Annotated in this window: 14 protein-coding genes; all 14 read right to left on the bottom strand. The window is 51.8% G+C overall.

What is annotated here, in order from left to right; genetic code table 11:
* Positions 1-16: 16 nt before the first annotated feature.
* Entirely contained in the window at positions 17-1,366 is a 1,350-nt protein-coding gene (locus PAT9B_RS25885; RefSeq protein WP_013512240.1) for a cytochrome c, read from the bottom strand.
* A 12-nt stretch (positions 1,367-1,378) separates the two neighbouring features.
* On the bottom strand, positions 1,379-2,983 hold the full coding sequence (locus PAT9B_RS25880) for a GMC family oxidoreductase (RefSeq protein WP_013512239.1): 1,605 nt from the start codon (positions 2,981-2,983) through the stop codon (positions 1,379-1,381).
* 40 nt (positions 2,984-3,023) lie between these two features.
* Positions 3,024-3,590 (bottom strand): sugar dehydrogenase complex small subunit, encoded by a 567-nt coding sequence (locus tag PAT9B_RS25875; protein WP_013512238.1) that lies wholly within the window; start codon positions 3,588-3,590, stop codon positions 3,024-3,026.
* A 299-nt stretch (positions 3,591-3,889) separates the two neighbouring features.
* Entirely contained in the window at positions 3,890-5,203 is a 1,314-nt protein-coding gene (shiA, locus tag PAT9B_RS25870; protein WP_013512237.1) for a shikimate transporter, read from the bottom strand.
* A gap of 432 nt (positions 5,204-5,635) precedes the next feature.
* Entirely contained in the window at positions 5,636-6,793 is a 1,158-nt protein-coding gene (locus PAT9B_RS25865; RefSeq protein ID WP_013512236.1) for a mandelate racemase/muconate lactonizing enzyme family protein, read from the bottom strand.
* A gap of 6 nt (positions 6,794-6,799) precedes the next feature.
* Positions 6,800-8,113: an MFS transporter gene (locus PAT9B_RS25860; protein ID WP_223300531.1), complete on the bottom strand. Its 1,314-nt coding sequence runs from the start codon at positions 8,111-8,113 to the stop codon at positions 6,800-6,802.
* A gap of 110 nt (positions 8,114-8,223) precedes the next feature.
* Complete coding sequence (locus PAT9B_RS25855; RefSeq protein WP_013512234.1) at positions 8,224-8,856, bottom strand: 2-dehydro-3-deoxy-6-phosphogalactonate aldolase; 633 nt, start codon at positions 8,854-8,856, stop codon at positions 8,224-8,226.
* Positions 8,849-9,781 carry a 2-dehydro-3-deoxygalactonokinase gene (locus PAT9B_RS25850; protein WP_013512233.1) on the bottom strand — a complete coding sequence of 311 codons (933 nt, stop codon included), beginning with the start codon at positions 9,779-9,781 and terminating at the stop codon, positions 8,849-8,851. Before PAT9B_RS25850 ends, PAT9B_RS25855 begins: the two co-directional genes overlap by 8 nt.
* A gap of 49 nt (positions 9,782-9,830) precedes the next feature.
* Entirely contained in the window at positions 9,831-10,502 is a 672-nt protein-coding gene (locus PAT9B_RS25845) for an RraA family protein (protein ID WP_013512232.1), read from the bottom strand.
* Positions 10,486-11,517, bottom strand: a complete 1,032-nt coding sequence (locus PAT9B_RS25840; protein WP_013512231.1) for a C-terminal binding protein — start codon at positions 11,515-11,517, stop codon at positions 10,486-10,488. Before PAT9B_RS25840 ends, PAT9B_RS25845 begins: the two co-directional genes overlap by 17 nt.
* A gap of 173 nt (positions 11,518-11,690) precedes the next feature.
* On the bottom strand, positions 11,691-12,383 hold the full coding sequence (locus PAT9B_RS25835) for a GntR family transcriptional regulator (RefSeq protein WP_013512230.1): 693 nt from the start codon (positions 12,381-12,383) through the stop codon (positions 11,691-11,693).
* A gap of 143 nt (positions 12,384-12,526) precedes the next feature.
* Positions 12,527-13,813: a flagellin lysine-N-methylase gene (gene fliB, locus PAT9B_RS25830; protein ID WP_013512229.1), complete on the bottom strand. Its 1,287-nt coding sequence runs from the start codon at positions 13,811-13,813 to the stop codon at positions 12,527-12,529.
* A 169-nt stretch (positions 13,814-13,982) separates the two neighbouring features.
* A complete protein-coding gene (locus PAT9B_RS30490) occupies positions 13,983-14,177 on the bottom strand; it encodes a hypothetical protein (protein WP_013512228.1) in 195 nt (64 codons plus the stop codon).
* A 107-nt stretch (positions 14,178-14,284) separates the two neighbouring features.
* On the bottom strand, positions 14,285-17,794 hold the full coding sequence (nifJ, locus tag PAT9B_RS25825; RefSeq protein WP_013512227.1) for a pyruvate:ferredoxin (flavodoxin) oxidoreductase: 3,510 nt from the start codon (positions 17,792-17,794) through the stop codon (positions 14,285-14,287).
* Positions 17,795-17,864: the final 70 nt, after the last annotated feature.

Genomic DNA, 17,864 nt, shown 5'->3' with positions numbered 1-17,864 from the left:
TCGCCTGATATTTACCCTATTTTCGCTGTCGTCTGCGTAAGAAAAACAGAAGAATCAGCAGGACAATAACACCACCAGCGACCATACCGCCTTTCGCCACGGCTAATAGCGGCGAAGGTTTGCCACCTGCTCTTAACTCTTTCACCCGTTCTGGTGTGGTCTGAACACGGGCATCGCCAAAGTTATGGAACAGATAGTTAACCAACGTGGCAACCTGTTGATCGTTCATATGCCGGGAGAAAGCTGGCATCGCTTGTCCGTGGTCGGGTACCAGACCATCCAGCACGGCCATGACAGCGTTATCCGCCACCGGGCGTCGAAGTGCAGCGTTGCCAGCCAAGGCAGGGAGTCCGTTACGACCTTCCCCCGATAGCTGATGGCAACTGGCGCAGTGGCTGTTATACAGGTTTGCGCCTTCGGAAGCATTGCCCGATAACAGGTCCAGCTCATTCACCTGCTTCGCCGGGGTTAGCTGCGTTTTCGTTGCCGTTGGATTGATTTGCTGTGCAGGGACATCGCGCAAATATGCGGTAATGGCTTGGATATCAGTGGGCGTCAGGTGACTGAAGCTTTTGTTGATAGCTTCCAGCATGGGGCCACCTGCCTGCGATCCTTCCCCTGAATTACCGGTAGTGAGATAAGCAGACAATGCCTGATCTGACCAACCGCCGATACCTGCATGGACATCCGAGGTAATGTTGGGTGCAAACCAGGTACCGAGAGAAGCACCGGCCAGCGCCTTACCCGACTCTTCAGCCATCAGAGCGTTGCGGGGTGTATGGCAAGTGGAGCAGTGGGCTAACCCCTCAACCAGATACGCGCCCCGGTTCCATTCAGCCGATTTGCTGTTATCCGGCGTGAACGGTTTATCGTCTGCAAACAACAAATTCCATCCTGCCATAGACAGGCGAATATTGAAGGGGAAGGGCAGATCGGTTTGCGGCCCTTTGTCATCGACGGGCTGGACACCCTGCATGAAATACGCGTACAGCGCCTGCATATCCTCATCAGTAACCTTCGAGTATGAGGTATAAGGCATGGCTGGATAGAGGTTTGCGCCATCTTTGCGCACCCCATGACGTACCGCTTTTTCAAAATCAGTCAGGCTGTAATCGCCAATACCTGCTGTTTTCGACGGTGTGATGTTGGTGCTGTAGATGCTGCCCAGCGGCGTCTGGAGTGATAATCCACCGGCAAAGGGTTTACCGCCCGGCGCAGTATGACAGGCACCACAATCTCCTGCGGTGGCCAGATACTGCCCTTTGGCGATAAGCGCAGCGGATGCCGGCTCATCAGCTTGGGCTGCTGCACTCAAGGAGAGCGCCAGCGCCACGCCTGTCAGACTTAAAGAAAGCGTCTTTTTCATTTACGGCTCTCCTTAAATTTTGCCAAGAATGGCGTCGGCAGTACGTAAGCCGAGCGCGCATGCGGTGAGGGTTGAGTTTGCGGTAGCAACGGTTGGCATGACACCCGTCGATACCATGTAGAGATTGTCGTACTCCCAGGCTTTGCCATGATGGTCAGTGACTGAGGTCTTTTCATCAAAACCCATCGCCAGCGTGCCAGTAATGTGTTGGTTATTGCTGTACACGCCCGGCGTGGAGTAACGCACATTGGTAGCACCCAGCATTTTGGCAATCTCGGCATACACCGCTAAGGAGTGCTGCATCCCTTTTTCAACATAACTGTCGAATGAATAAGAGAATGCCGGGGTGGGTAAACCCAGCGCATCCTTTTTCGTGGTACTCAGCATGGTACGGTTGTTAGGATCGGGCAGTTGTTCTAACACGTTCTTAAAACTCAGTTCATGGGAGGCGCGAAATCGGATAGCGTCATCCAGTGCCTGACCGGTAAGTCCTTCTTTAATTGCACCCGCCGTGACGCCGGCGACCCGCGATGAGTTGGAAATATCAATACGAAACGCGGCGGATTCAGAGCGGAAAGCACCATCACGCAACTGCTGGATAGAAGAGGGACTCATCGGGCCGCGTCCCGGCCAGAGGGGTTCATCAGCGAAAAAGGTGACGGAGTTTGAGGGATGGTCCATCAAATTACGTCCCAGTTGGTCATAGTTATTGCACAGACCATGAGGGTTTTTCGCATCGGCAGACATGAACAATATTTTGGGTGTCTCAACCGCATTTGCCGCCAGCACGACGATCTCAGCTTCTACCCGGTGAGATTGTTTGTTCCAGTCGTAATAGTGAACGGCCGTGATCTTACCTTTCCCGTCCTGCTCCAGTTTGTAAACCACCGCCTGTGGCAGCAGTTTGACACCCGCTTTTTCAGCGGCATCCGCAGCAATGCCACCGTGATATTGCGCATCAATCGGACAGATTGGCATGCAGTTATTGTTACCACAGCATTGAGGACGACCATCATAAGGCCGTGAGTTACGCCCGGTGGTATTCGTCAGCACTTCATACTTCGGTGCCAGTCGCTCGGTAATTCGTTGCTCAAGCCACGATTTGGTGACGGGAGGCATCGGAAATGGTTGTTTTCTGGGTGAATATTTCGCCATTTCTGGCGGGCCTGATACGCCCCAGAGGAGTTCGGCCTCGTAATAATACGGCTCCAGATCGTCATAACTGATCGGCCAGTCGCGCCCTACGCCATACTGAGATTTCAGGCGAAAATCAGCCGGCACCAACCGCCATGCCTGGGCTGCCCAGTGCCAACTGGTGCCACCGACAACGCGCAGATATTCGGGTTTATAGTCCTTTGGACCCGTCTGGTCGAGATAACCGTTATCTTCAGGTTTGTAATCGGGAAACGGGGCGATTTTTGAATTGGGGTAGGGAGCGATGAAATCGTCCTTACGGGCAGAATGACGGAAATTGCTGACAATGGTGTCTCGTTCAATACGCGGGCCAGCCTCCAGCATCAGAACCTGACGTCCCGCCAGCGCCAGCTTACGGGCGGTCAATGCGCCCACGACCCCGGAACCGATAACGACAATATCAGTAGTAATAGTTTCAGACATATTAGTTACTTAATCTCAATGGATAGATTGAACCGAGGGGTTAGAGCGGCTGTGCAGCCCAACTGCCATAGGCACCGTAGGCGTAGGTCGGTGGTCTGAGCTTGTCGGCCACAACCTGATTGGCGAGTGCCTCGATATAAGCCACGCAAATGGCGTTGTCTCCTTTGCCGACGACCCCGAGATACCAACCAGTCAGAATGTCGGTTGGGAGATGGGCTAAATCGGCAACTGAAGGATCGGCAGCCAGCTTGCTGCTGATTTCATTGGCGCTCACGGTGTTGTGGTCAATCCACTGCTGGAGTCTGGATGTTTTACTGCTGAAACTGCTGTCAATTCTGGAGAAAGCGGCAAGAAGGACCCTGGTAAAGTTTTCCGGTAGTTGTGATTTACCGGTTAGCAGGGTGGATAATTTTGTGAAACTACTGTCGTCGGAGGCGCTGGCATAGGAAGGGAATGCGGGAATAACCGTCAGTGCAGCCAGTGCACCCATTCCCTGCAACAAACGCCTGCGCGAAACACGACTTGATTGCTCAACCATAAATAAATGACCGCCATGTGTGATTCTATTGTTATGACTGAATGCTGCCAGCCACAGGTGTGGTGACATAATTTCAATCTCTCAATAATTATAGGGATATAAAAACTTAACCTGAATCACAAAACTGACGGTAAAATTTCACAAATTACGTTTAATGTGATCTTTTCTTAAGGAGGTGTAACATTTCGTGTTTTGTGCGACTTGGGTTGTCAGTGCAGCGGTTGTGAGAGTGTTCTGACGGTACTAACCATCTGTGTCATTTTCCAGCGCACGACTGGCTCTATCCAGTGTGGCGCTTTCAGTAAATGTCGGCGATCCAACCCGATACAACAAAGTTGATCGCCGGACGATCATCAAGGCATGTGCAGTTAGTGAGATTTTTTCATAAACAACGCGGTGCCCGCAGAGAGAAGGCAGCCAGCCAGAAGGTAAATTGCCACGCTATGCCATTCACCACCCGAGAGGGTCACTAAAGAGGCCGCAATAAACGGCGTAAAACCACCGCCAACTACGCTGGCGACCTGATAACCCACCCCAGCACCGCTGTAGCGATAACCTGCACCAAACATTTCAGTAAACATGGGTTGCTGGACACAGACGACCATGTCATGCGCAATATTCGCCAGCATAATGGAGAAGAATATTATCCAGACGAGAGATTTCGCCTCCAGTGCCATAAAGAAAGGGAAGGCACTCAGCATACCGATCACCGCACCGATGATGTAAATGCGATGACGACCGAAGCGATCCGCTAAATGGGCAAAGCAAGGGATGGTAAGGCAGCTAAGGCCACCGACCAGCAGACCGATATTAAGGAACAGTTCGCGCGGCAAGCCAAGATTCTGCGTGGAATAACTCAATGCGAACGCGGTAACGATATACATGGTCAGCAACTCGCACAGACGCAGTGCGATAATCTTTAAAAACGCCCCCGGATGACGCACCAGCAGCGCCTCCATGACGGGGATACGTGACTTCTTTGAAACCGCTGCTTTCTGCTGGCGCTCAAATTCAGTGGATTCTTCCATGCCATTTCGTATCCACAGCGCGGCAAGAACAAGGATCGTGCTGCATAGGAAAGGGATGCGCCAGCCCCAGCTCAGAAATTGCTGGTCCGATGTTAAATGACTGATGAGTGAAACCAGTCCGGTGGAGAGTAAAAGTCCTACGCCGTAGCCGACCTGAACACCGCTGCTGTAAAAGGCTTTTTTCTTCTCAGGTGCACTTTCTACTGAAAGCAGCGCTGCACCTCCCCATTCGCCACCAACCGCAAAGCCCTGTATGGCCCGCAATGTGACCAGCAACACCGGTGCATACCAGCCAATGGTGGAGAAGGTTGGCAACAGACCGATAAGGGCGGTGGAAATACCCATCATCCAGACGGTCATCATCAACATACGTTTACGGCCAAGACGGTCACCAAAATGGCCGAAAATTATCCCGCCCAACGGCCGGAACAGAAAGCCGACACCAAAGGTGGCGAATGCAGCGAGCGTTCCCATCGCTGGACTAATCTGGGGAAAAAATTCATGGTTAAAGACCAGGGCGGCAGTGATGCCGTAGAGCAAGAAGTCATACCAATCGACCACCGCACCGGCAAAGCTACCCCAGGCAGCGCGCCGGGCGCGATTCAGAGACGGAGTTTTGTTCATGGCTGATGGTGAATTAAGTGGAGAATCCATAGTTGTCCTGTTTGCACTATTTTTAGTTATTAGAACGAGCGGCAAGTCATTCTTATCAAAGCGGGCATCATTCAGAGTCGGCCAAGAGACTACTCTGACATCAGTCAGGATGAAACCATTATTCGGGGATACTTGCGCGAAGTTGCCTGTGCCTTATGGCTGAACTGAGCGGCTGCACAAGTTATCCCGAACGGTCATGGGAGTCATCATTGGCATGTAAACATATATTTATCAATGACATAAATAAGTGCGCAAAATGATAGTTATGTTAAATTAAGGGTCTGATACGACTTAACCAACATACCCTACTACTCGGATTCCACCTGCTCTGGCTGTATTGTCAGCGGAGTTGAAAATCGCTTTTTCCATCGCACTTAAAATCGCAGCATTTGCCGCCTCAGAAAACTGGACAGAAGCGGCCATATTCGATCTCTAATGGGTGCTATCAGTCATAGCATTTTCTTCCAAAAAATCGCGGTCAATGGTGAAACCAAGTCCCGGTTCTTGCGGCAGCGTTAACCACCCCTGTTCATGTTCCAGCGGGTTCTCAACCAGCGCAGTACGGAACGGATGTGATGATGTGTCGTATTCGAAAAGCGGTTGACTGGCATACAGCGCATAGTGAGTGACCGGAGTAGACGCGATCATATGCAATGAAGCGTATTGGCCAACCGCAGTCCCCCAGACATGAGGGTTAACCTGAACACCACCGGCCATTGCAAGTACATTTATATGACGCAACGCAGTGACTCCACCGGCCAGGCAGATATCCGGCTGGGCAATATCAATGGATTGCGATGCAATGAGATCGCGGAAGCCAAACAATGAAAACTCCGCCTCACCGCCCGCAATAGGAATGTCCAACGCATCCCTTACCCGACGGTAAGCAACATAATCTTCAGGAATGACCGGTTCTTCCATCCACAGTAAATCGTAATCAGCCAGAGCGCGGCCAAGACGAATGGCATCATTAGCGCCGTAACCGTGGTTAACGTCAATCATAAACTTGCTACGTTCGCCAACGGCTTCGCGAATGGCAGACATGACTTTTATGTCATCATCAACCCCAAAGCCTAACTTTACCTTCATCAGAGAAAAACCGGCTTCACTGTGGCGTATCGCCTCACGGGCCATAGCATCCGCCTGGCCGCGCCCTTCCGTGCGGAAAAACCCGGTGGCATAACATTGCACGCGCTCACGAAACGCGCCGCCAAGCAGTTGCCATAGCGGCAATCCCGCCGCTTTACCGCAGATGTCCCACAACGCAATATCAACTGCGCTGATGGCACCCAGCACCACCCCTTTTCGGCCGTAATCTCGCGTTTTGACATACATGTCATGCCACAGCACTTCGGTATTACGGGGATCTTTACCGATGATCAACGGCTTCAGGGCACTGTTAATGGCGGCAGCGGCGATTTCTGGCGGTTGCAAACCAACACTGAACGTCTCCCCCCACCCCTCAATACCTTCATCGGTGGCAATACGCACAAGTACCGTAGAACGCCCCTGCACCCAGCCTTGAGAGTAGGCAAACGGACGATCCAGTTTGCTCTTCAGGATATAGGTTTCCACTTCCGTAATTTTCATCTCAGATTACTCCTGTGTAGCCTGTGCCATAAGGGATGAGGTTTTTTCTTCGCGGATAATGGGCTTACCGACGAACCAGAAATAAATGCCCGCACCAATCACTGAGACAACCGCGGAAATCAGAAACACCAGCGTGAAACTGTGTGTAGCATCGACAATCGCACCAGCGACCAGCGGTGAAACTGTCGCACCGAGGAAGCCACCGAAATTCTGTACTGCGGCGACAGAGGCTACCGTACCCGGGGCCGTGACTTCGGCTGGAATCGACCAGGCATGCGCGACTACGCCACCATTAAAACCGAGCGCAAAAGCCATTAAGATCACCGCGACAGTCAGGCCCGCGCCTTCACCGAACATGCCATTAAATGGCAGCAGCGCCAGGACGATAGCCTGTAACACCAGCGCACCAATGATAGTGACCTTCTTGGCTTTCAGCGTGCTCCAGCCGGAACGTTCGGAGAGCTTACCTGAAATCACACCGCTCACGAGATCACCGATGATCGCACCAATCCACGGGATGCTGGCGACCAGACCTAAAGAGGAAAATTTAATGCCAAACTGGTTGATAATATAAAGTGGAATAAAGACCAGGAAGATCTGGTAAACCCACATGTTACAAAAGAAACCTGCCATCATGCCCCACATGGTTTGATGTTTGAATAACTCCCTCCAGGGTAAATTATTTTTTGTAATTATGGGTGTGGCATCATGCTGAATATATTCCCTTTCTTCTTTTGTCAGGGATTTATGTTTCTCTATATCCCGATAGAAGGCAAAAAATATCACTGCGGCAATAATTCCTGCACCACCGGCAATGAAATACATTTCACGCCAGCCAATTTCTGAAACGATCCAGATCAGTAAAAAGGTAAAGAAGGCCGGTCCTACTTTAAGTGCAGCATCCCAGCTGGCATTGGCGATGCCCTGCTCCTTTTTGGGGAACCAGCGGGTAACGATTTTATTCGTGGCGGGTAAGGATGGTGCTTCAGCCAGACCGAGCCAGATACGGGCCAGTATAAAGCCAGTAAGCGTATAGGACAGACCCATCGCGACTGTCGCGGCACTCCAGATGATCACGGATGTGCCCAACAGGATACGCGGGCTGAAACGATCGACAAACCAGCCGGAAGGTAATTGACCAAATGCATAAGCTAAAGCAAAGGCGCTTCCCAGCAGGCCAATATCCGTAGCGGTGATATGCATTTCAGTTTGCATTACCGGCGCTGCGATAGACAGCGTCAGGCGGTCAATATTATTAATGATCGCCAGCAGGCAGAGTAACCCAAGCACCCCCCAGCGCTGCCGCCCTTGAGGTTTCATGGTCGAGCTTTGTTTTGACAGAGTAAATCCAGACATTTATTTTCTCCTGCAGGGTAGAGAGAATAAGGCTACGTTGTTTACGCCGTAGCCGTTTTATTATGGGAAAATAGTTATTGGTTTTTTATGGCGTCCCAGGCGTGCACCAGATTTATTGCTCTTTGCGAAACCGTTCGTGCGTTATCTCCGGCTTTATACAAGTTGCTACCAAGCCCGAAAAAATGAATACCGGCTTTGTGATAATCAATAAACTGCCCGGCGTCTATTCCGCCAACCGCACCTAATGCAATGTCTGCCGGTAGCACCGCGCGCAATGCATTGATGCCACTGGCACCCATAACAGAAGCTGGAAAGAACTTAAGGCCGCTGGCTCCTGCGGCAATCGCCGCTAAGGCCTCGGTCGCAGTAAACACGCCGGGTAGAGAAAGCATGCCGCGTAAGCGGGTTTGTTCAATGACCGCCTTATCAACATTCGGACTCACGACGATTCCGCCACCACAATCTGCCAACCGGTCGACATCTTGCGGGTTCAGCACCGTGCCAGCACCGATGAGAATGTCCGCAGGTAATGTTTTTATCAGCCGTGATATCGATTCAAACGGTTGCGGGGAATTCAGGGGAACCTCAATGATCGCGATTCCCGCCTCGACCAGCGCATAGCCAATATCCACCACTTCTTCGGGTTTAACACCGCGCAGGATGGCGATAAGTCCCCGTTTAGCACCTGATAAACGTAATTCAGACATGCTGTTGCTCCTCCTGCCGCTGCCACAAGGTCTGTGCACTCTGGAACAGCCCGGCGCGTACCGCTTCGTCAGCATCCACCAGGGTGACTGCAAAGCCCGCCAGCGTTAACGCCTTGCGATAAAGTGCGGTGAGGGAACCTGACGCAATTAACATAACCTGGCGCTGTGACGTCTGTTGATAGCATGCCGCTACCTCTGCACCAATCAACAATCCCGACAAGCGTGAGGCGCTTTCTGCCGGGGGACAGTCGCTCAGTAAGGTGGTTGAGCGAACGGTGAACAACTGCTGAGTGAGTGATCCCCCACTTAACATCAGGTTCACTGCCGCGATAAACGCCGGAGAGTGTTCATCAATTTCACCGATGGCATCGGCTACCGCATGGCGCAGGATAGAATGCGTGCTCATCAGGCTGAACAGTTCCCCGGTCATAAAGGTGTTGAAACCGGTGACAACCCCATTCTCCAGCGATACCCATTTGCTGTGGGTGCCGGGCATCACGATCAATCCGTTGTTAAGCTGACCTGATCGCACGGCACCCAACAACATGGTTTCCTCGCCACGCATAACATCGTAAGTCGGTGAGCGCTGGCACACGCCCGGTAAAATGCGGATGTCTCTTGCGCCAGCAATCCTGATCGGGGAAAGCAGAAGCGCGTTCACCGTCAGCGGGACGGTGCTGTAACCGGCGTCCTGCCAGCCCTGACGGGAACCCGCCATACCACAAATCAACACCGGCAGGTCAGCGGATGCGCCAAGTTCGGCCAGGTGCTGCTCCAGCACGCCTGAAAACGACCGCTCAGCCACGCTGCCCAACCCTTGGTGGGTCCGTACCTCATTCAGGGTGGTGCCCTTCCCATCTACCAGCCACAGACGAAAGCTCGAAGTGCCCCAGTCACAGAGTCCAAATTCAGCGGTATTGCTCATATTTTTCTCCGGGTTAACATGCTCTGCACCCTTGGTGCAGAGCACAGGGTCAGATACGGCCAAACTCTGCCAGCAAGTCTTCGACGGTTTTCCCCTGCTTCACCCATTCGCGCGTAGCCTGTTCACGCTCGACCTGTTCTTTCGCCAGTTTCAAAATCTCTGGTGCATTTTCCTGAGGGATCACCACCACCCCCATCAGGTCAGCCACGATAAAATCGCCAGGTTTTACTAACTGACCGCCGACCGCGATGGGAACGTTGATGGACAGTTCTTCTTTACGCCCGGAAAACATGGTGTGGGTACCGCGGGGTGTGATCGCCCGGCTCCAGATTGGCCAATTGATATCTTCCAGTTCATCCGTGTCGCGCCCGGCACCGTCAATGATCATGGCGCGAATGCCACGGTTCTGAGCCAGACCGCCCATCAGTCCACCGCAAACCGAGGTGTTACAGTCGCCACCCGCATCTACTACGATCACATCGCCGGGTTGTCCCATCTCCAGCGCTTTCAATGGATCAACAAGATCCCCTTTAGACAACTGCACGGTAATCGCCTGACCACAGACTTTGGCGCGGAATGCCGGTTTAATACCGCTGTCCATGACGCCAGTGCGGTACTGCACATCGGCAAAAACCGCCGCAATCGAATAGCTCTGCAATAAGGCGTCAAACTGTGCCAGCAGCTCTGGCTGACGGGTGAAATCATTAAATTGCTTCAGCATGGTCATTTGCTCCTTTGATGCGAAGCGCCAGGGCTGCGCCATTGACCGGGAATCGAGGTGTTTTACCTGTTAGCACGCTGGCGACTTCAGTGGCTGCCAACTGACGTGCCGCACGAATGGATTCTTCGGAGTAGTAGGCCGAATGGGGTGTCACGATGACATTTGGCAGAGAGAAAATCGGGTTGTCCGCAGGATTCCATTGCGCGCGTTTTGCCGGTTCCTCTTCGGGATCATCCAGCGCTGCACCGGTAATCCAGCCTTCATGCAGTGCGCGGTATAACGCCTGATTATCGATAGTGGGACCACGTCCGGTGTTGATGATTAACGCCCGGCGCTTCATGGCCCTGAATTCTGCTTCGCTGAGGAAATGGCGGGTGTCCGCAGTCATCGGTACCTGCATCATGAAAATGTCGGAGTGCGCGATGAGGGTTTCTTTGTTGACCAGCGTCACCTGATGTTGCTGTGCTAAGGCCGGATCAATGTACGGATCGTAGACAATGACATTCACACCAAAGGCGCGGGCGCGCTCAGCGATCGCCTGACCAATCCGGCCGAATGAAACAATCCCCATCGTTTGTCCACGCAGGCGATAGACGGGTGCGCCAGATTGCCACTGCCAGATGCCCTGATGTGTAGCGGTGTTGTAAGCGAACAGGTTACGCGCCAGCGCCAGCCACATGCTGATGGCATGGTCGGCAACTTCCTCGGTGCAGTAATCACGCACATTTGTAACGAGGATGTTGCTTTTGGTGGCCGCATCGACATCGACAATATCGACACCGACGCCGTAACGCGCAATCACCTTGCATTGCGTCATGGCGGAAATCACCTTTGCGCCAACCCGGGCATACTGATTCATGATGGCGTCGCAATCACGCGCAGCTTCAACCAGATCATCTTCAGATTTCGCTTGCAGGCCAATAACATCCGCATCTGCGGCATTGAGGATCTCTTCTTCAATGGCGATATCGCCGTAATCATAATCAGTAATAACCACCTTAAATCTTCGACTCATCAGACGCTCCTTTAACCAGATTGCGTAGTTTTCGCCACCGACATCAGCAGCGGGTTTCGAAAAAAACTAACTGAGATCTGGTATACCAGTCAAAGAAAAGTTAAGAAAATGTGACCAGGATTGGCTTTTTAATGATTTCACAGGAAGGTGCCAGGGAGCCCTGGCTTAGTAGATCAGGAGGATGTGGTCAGGGAAGCGGCGTCGGCTGCGGCGATATCTTCCACACCGATTTCATAGGTTTCACGGGTACGGCCCAAATGGCGTTCGAGAATGGCCAAGACTTCTGCGTGTGCATCATTTCTGATAGCGGCAACAATTTCGCCATGTTCTTGATAAGAAAGCGATGTGTGTTGTGGTTTAGCAGCAAGGTGAGTACGTAACGCCGCGATTTTAGCCGCATAACGCACGTAAGAATTGGTCAGGTAAGCGTTGTCACAGAAATCAAAAAAACGCTGGTGGAAATCATTATCCAACTCCAGATAACGACGGAAATCCCCCTTACTCTGAGCGACGTCCATTTGTTTCACCACTGCATCCAATGCATCCGCCAGCCCTTTGGCATCCTGCTGCATAGCCAGTGTCAGTGCCGCGGTTTCAAGAACCTGTCGGAAAGCACAAATTTCTCGCACTTCCCTGGCGCTCAAAGTAAATACTCGCACGCCTGATTGCGGTTTGATCGTCACCAGCCCTTCAACACTGAGTTGGGCAAGTGCTTCTCTAACCGGTGTTTTTGAGACATTCAGCTCAGCGGCAACGGTGCGTTCGCTTATGGCTGCCCCAAGTGGAATATCGCCATGGACTATCAGCTTGCGAACGTGATCGGTTACTACCGCTGTCAGTGACTTAGGTCGCTCAAAATCTGCCACGGATGACTCCCTGTTGATGGACGAGATGCCACATTTTAGCGAATCAGCTCAGGACAACAATCCTTTTACATTTATTGCTGGCTAGTCAGAGGTCGCTAAGATGATGTTTGTGGCCTGGATCATCCCCACCACGGGGAATACCATCACTTCAGGAGATAAGCCAATGAAAGATGATCGTTAAACGTTATCCTGCCAATTTCAGTCAAAAATGCATCCTCTGCATTTTTGTCATGTCTTGCGATACTGTGATAGCTATAGACGATATTAATCACATCATCTTCAGTGAAGTTGTCATTCAGCGCAAAACGTGCAGCAGTTAGCCACTTTAATAGTAGCCATTCCGATATCATTAAATAAAGATTGGTGAAGAGTTCTCTTCCATTCTTCAGTGGGAAAAAATCCTCATACATACGATACTGGATATAGTTACTAAGTAGATGGGAACGCTCCTGGAACCAGGGGCGTGCTTTATCTTGCCAGATTTTATTTAATCGCTGCATTGTGTCTGCGGAATTGTTGCTTTGCACAGTATGCAGTCTTTGCGAATAACGTCGTAAGGTAGACCACCCCCGACCTTCATGTTTTTTATTCAGGTATGTTTGCAGTCGAGAAAACAGTTCGGATTGTAGCGGGTAGTTAGGATTTAATTCATCAATGTTTTTTCTGATTTGGCCATTATAAATCGCCGTCTGGATATCCTCGAAATAATTTAAAATATTCCCTTCCGGCTCATTGTCCTTTTCCAACTTATCACGATAAAAGAATAACAAGATGATACCGTAAAAGCCTGCGTCGATGTCTGAACCACAGGTTAGCATAATGTTGGTGCACATCAGATTGAGCAGACGATCTTGCTCGCTAATGTCAGGTGCATCCAACGCCTCGGGACTTGGCTTGATTTTTTCGCTGTAGAGCATCGCGCCCGGCGTTGTTAAGAGTTTTTTTGCCGCTTCCGGGCATGATAGGGTCAGGTTACTTCTAATTTCATATTTATAGCTGGCGTAAAGACGTGGATAGATCGCACAGGTGGTGCTGAGCGCTTTTTCCCCAAGTGACTTATGCACTTTGCACAAGCGGTCTTCATCAAGGAAAGTACAGTTGCCATTGCTGGTTAATTTTATTTTCCCCCAACGACTCTGGCTTTCTTTAGTTGTAATAATATTTTCAACAGCAATTTGACGAATTTCAATGGCTTCGCTCTGCATGTATCGATTTACCGCTGGTTCATCGAGCTCAATATCCCATCCTTTGCAGCAATGGTCGGGGCAGGCACTACCCACACACTGAAACTGGTTGAAAAATGCCGGTTCCACAATAACGATCTCTTCCATAAACGCAGCGCTCTCTTCAAAGAAGAAAAAATAATAATGCCCAACGATAGCAACAGGGGAATAAATCGATAGTAGAAAATCATAACCAAATTGCTGCATGTTCTGCTCATAAAACACCGTTTTATAACGGGGAGATGCCCGTTGATTCGGCAATATAAAAGGCGGGTATTGTGTCATTTAACCTGTTTTTAACATTGTTGATGGGGAATAAAGACATTGAAAGGGAATTAAAAGCATATAATGTTAAAGATGACAGGCACCCAGTACCTTAGAAAATAAAATTATTCTTAGCCATTTGCGGCATGCCTGGAGACGCTGAGTCAATCGGGAACGTTGAAGTATCTGAATAGCGGGTATACATTTCAGTTTTTCCCAGCTCGATGCATTGTCCTGCTACCTGGTAAGTTAGATGCGCCACAAGCGTTAGAGTTGAAGAGAAAACATGCTGCGTCAGCAGAAACATTCAAACTCTCCCTTATGCCAGAGAACAATAAGCAGGATGATGGCAAGGGCATGAGTGAGCAGCGCGTGTCCTGCGCTGCTCAGGCCGTCTCTTCCTTAAGATAACAATTAGTCACCCGCCATGCGTCTGTATTGCTCAAAGCGTTGTTTTGCATCCTGTTCCGTCTGTTCGAACAGGCGATCCACAAGATCTGGCGCTGTGCGGCGCAGCGCAGCATAACGCACCTCGCCCAATAAAAAGTCGCGGAAACTGTCTTCCGGCTCCTCCGAATCAAGCATAAACGGATTTTTCCCTTTCTCGGCTAACTGAGGGTTATAACGCCACAGATGCCAATAACCCGCTTCGACCGCACGCTTCGCTTCACGATGGCTGCAACCCATCCCCGCTTTTAACCCGTGATTGATACAGGCCGCATAGGCAATCACCAGAGAAGGCCCAGGCCAGGCTTCGGCTTCGGCGATAGCCCGCAGCGTCTGGGCTTTATCCGCACCCATCGCAATTTGCGCGACATAGACGTTGCCGTAGCTGAGCGCCATCATACCGAGATCTTTTTTGCGGGTACGTTTGCCCTGCGCCGCAAACTTGGCGATGGCGGCGACCGGCGTGGATTTAGACGATTGGCCGCCAGTATTGGAGTAGACCTCGGTATCGTAAACCAACACATTGATGTCTTCTCCGGATGCCAGTACATGGTCCAGTCCGCCAAAGCCAATATCATAGGCCCAGCCATCTCCGCCAAAGATCCACTGTGAACGTTTAGCGAAGTAGTCCTGGTTTTGATAGAGCCGATTAAGCAGGTCATCATCGCCCTTTTCTTCCGCCAACAATGTGCTCAGACGTTCACCGCGCTCCCGCGTGCCATTGCCCTGATCTTTCAGCGCCAGCCATTGCTGCAAAGCCTGCTGCAGCCCGGCGCTGAGTGGCCGATTTAACGCCTCGGTGGCATATTGGGCGAGCTGATCACGAATCGCTCGCCCTCCCAGCATCATGCCAAGGCCAAACTCGGCGTTGTCCTCAAACAACGAGTTTGCCCACGCTGGCCCCTGCCCTTTATGGTTGGTGGTCCAGGGAATTGAGGGTGCACTGGCCCCCCAGATTGATGAACAGCCGGTGGCATTGGCGATCATCATCCGGTCGCCGAACAGTTGCGTCACCAGCCGCGCATAAGGTGTTTCACCACAACCCGCACAGGCACCGGAAAACTCCAGCAGCGGCGTTTCAAACTGGCTGCCTTTTACCGAGGTTTTGCCAAATGGGTTGATTTTCGGTGCCAGTTCCAACGCGTAGTTCCACACGCTGCTCATATGTCGCTGGGTTTCCAGTGGCTTCATACTCAACGCCTTCCCTTTCGCCGGGCAGATATCGACGCAGTTACCGCAGCCAGAACAGTCCAGCGGAGAGATCGCCAGGTGATATTCATAATCGGTTGCTCCTTGTGCCGGTTTACTCAACAGCTCCGGCATGGCGAAATAACGTTCCTCGGTGGTCAGCAATGCCGGGCGCACGGCGGCATGGGGACAGATAAATGCACATTGATTACATTGGGTACAACCCTCAGGCTGCCATACCGGGACTTCCAGCGCGATACCGCGCTTCTCCCAGGCCGCTGTGCCGGTGGGAAAGGTGCCATCCTCCATACCGGCGAAGGTGCTCACCGGCAGCTTGTCGCCACACTGACGATTCATCGGTTCAAGAATGTTGCTGATGAAATCCGGCAACAGCCGCGCAGGAGCGGGTTTATCCTCCTGCATCGCCCAGCGTTCGGGCACCATCACCTCCTGGATGGCTTCCATACCCAGATCGATTGCGGCGTTGTTCATATCGACCACGTTTTGTCCTTTGCTGCCGTAAGATTTCTCCACGGCCTGCTTGAGATAGATGGCGGCGGTGGGTGGGTCAATGATTCCGGCTAACTTAAAGAATGCCGCCTGCATCAACATATTGAAGCGCCCGCGCAAACCCAGTTTACGGGCAATCTCCACCGCATTTAGGGTGTAAAAACGAATGCTATTGCGCGCAATGTAACGTTTGACGCTGGCGGGTAGTTTCTCCTCCAGTTCCTCGCCAAACCAGGTGCAGTTCAGCAGGAAAGTACCACCTGGCGTTAACCCTTCCAGTAAGTCGTATTTGTCGACATAAGATTGCTGTGAACAGGCGATAAAATCGGCACGGTGAATCAGGTACGGGGCGTTGATCGGGTGATGGCCAAAGCGCAGATGCGAAACCGTAATGCCACCCGATTTCTTCGAGTCATAGGCGAAATAAGCCTGAGCGTACATCGGGGTGTTATCACCAATGATTTTGATGGCGCTTTTATTCGCACTCACCGTGCCGTCCGATCCCAGCCCCCAGAATTTACAGGCGGTGATCCCCTCCGTGGAGACCTGTACCTCATGCACCGGCAGCGGTAGTGAGGTATGGGTGACATCATCGAAGATCCCCAAGGTAAAGCCATCTTGCGGTAACGGTTTTTTCAGATTCTCGAAAACTGAGACGATATGTGATGGCAGAATATCTTTACCGCCGAGGGCGTAACGTCCGCCGACAATAAGGGGCGGGTTATCATGTCGGTAGAAAGCGTTTTTCACATCCAGACAGAGCGGTTCAGCCTGCGCGCCCGGCTCCTTGGTACGATCCAGCACCGCGATACGTTTCACGCTGGCGGGAATACGGGCAAAAAAATGCGCTAACGAAAAGGGGCGAAACAAATGAACCATCAGCACCCCGACCTTCTCGCCGCTGTCGAGCAAGGCATCGACCACGTCTTGAATGGTGTCGCAGACTGACCCCATTGCAACAATCATATCCTCAGCATCATCCGCGCCGTAATAATCAAACAGATGGTATTCGCGCCCGGTGATAGCGGCGATCTCCGCCATGTAATTTTCCACAATGTCAGGCAATGCGGCATAGAAACCGTTGGAGGCTTCCCGCTCCTGAAAATAGATATCCGGATTCTGTGCCGTGCCGCGAATCACCGGATGGTCAGGGTTGAGTGCATGGCGGCGAAACCGGTTCAGCGCGTCGATGTCGAGTAGCGGTGCGAGTTCATCGTACTCCAGCACTTCGATTTTCTGGATTTCATGCGAGGTGCGGAAACCGTCAAAGAAGTTAATAAAGGGCACCCGCCCTTTAATTGCAGACAAATGCGCCACCGCAGACAAATCCATCACTTGCTGAACATTGCTTTCCGCGAGCATTGCGCAACCGGTCTGGCGCACTGCCATTACGTCCTGATGATCGCCAAAAATATTCAGGGAATTGGTCGCCAGCGCCCGTGCGCTGACATGAAACACACCAGGCAACAGTTCACCGGCAATTTTGTAGAGGTTCGGGGTCATCAGCAATAAACCCTGAGAAGCGGTATAGGTGGTGGTTAATGCACCTGCCTGTAGTGCCCCGTGCACCGCACCGGCTGCGCCCGCTTCCGACTGCATCTCCATCACCTTTACGGGTTGACCAAACAGATTCTTCTTCCCGGCAGCAGCCCACTCATCAACATTTTCCGCCATGGGGGTTGAGGGCGTGATGGGATAAATCGCCGCCACATCGGTAAAGGCGTAGGAGATCCAGGCCGCTGCCGCGTTGCCATCCATCGTTTTCATCGTTCCGGACATGTCTGTTTCCTCGAAAATCGTCGTGACTTTGCCCGTAGCACAGCCTGTGCCAGTTTATGTTTAATGATTA

This window comes from Pantoea sp. At-9b (assembly GCF_000175935.2).
GTDB lineage: Bacteria > Pseudomonadota > Gammaproteobacteria > Enterobacterales > Enterobacteriaceae > Pantoea.
This window is presented reverse-complemented; position numbering and strand designations above follow the sequence as displayed.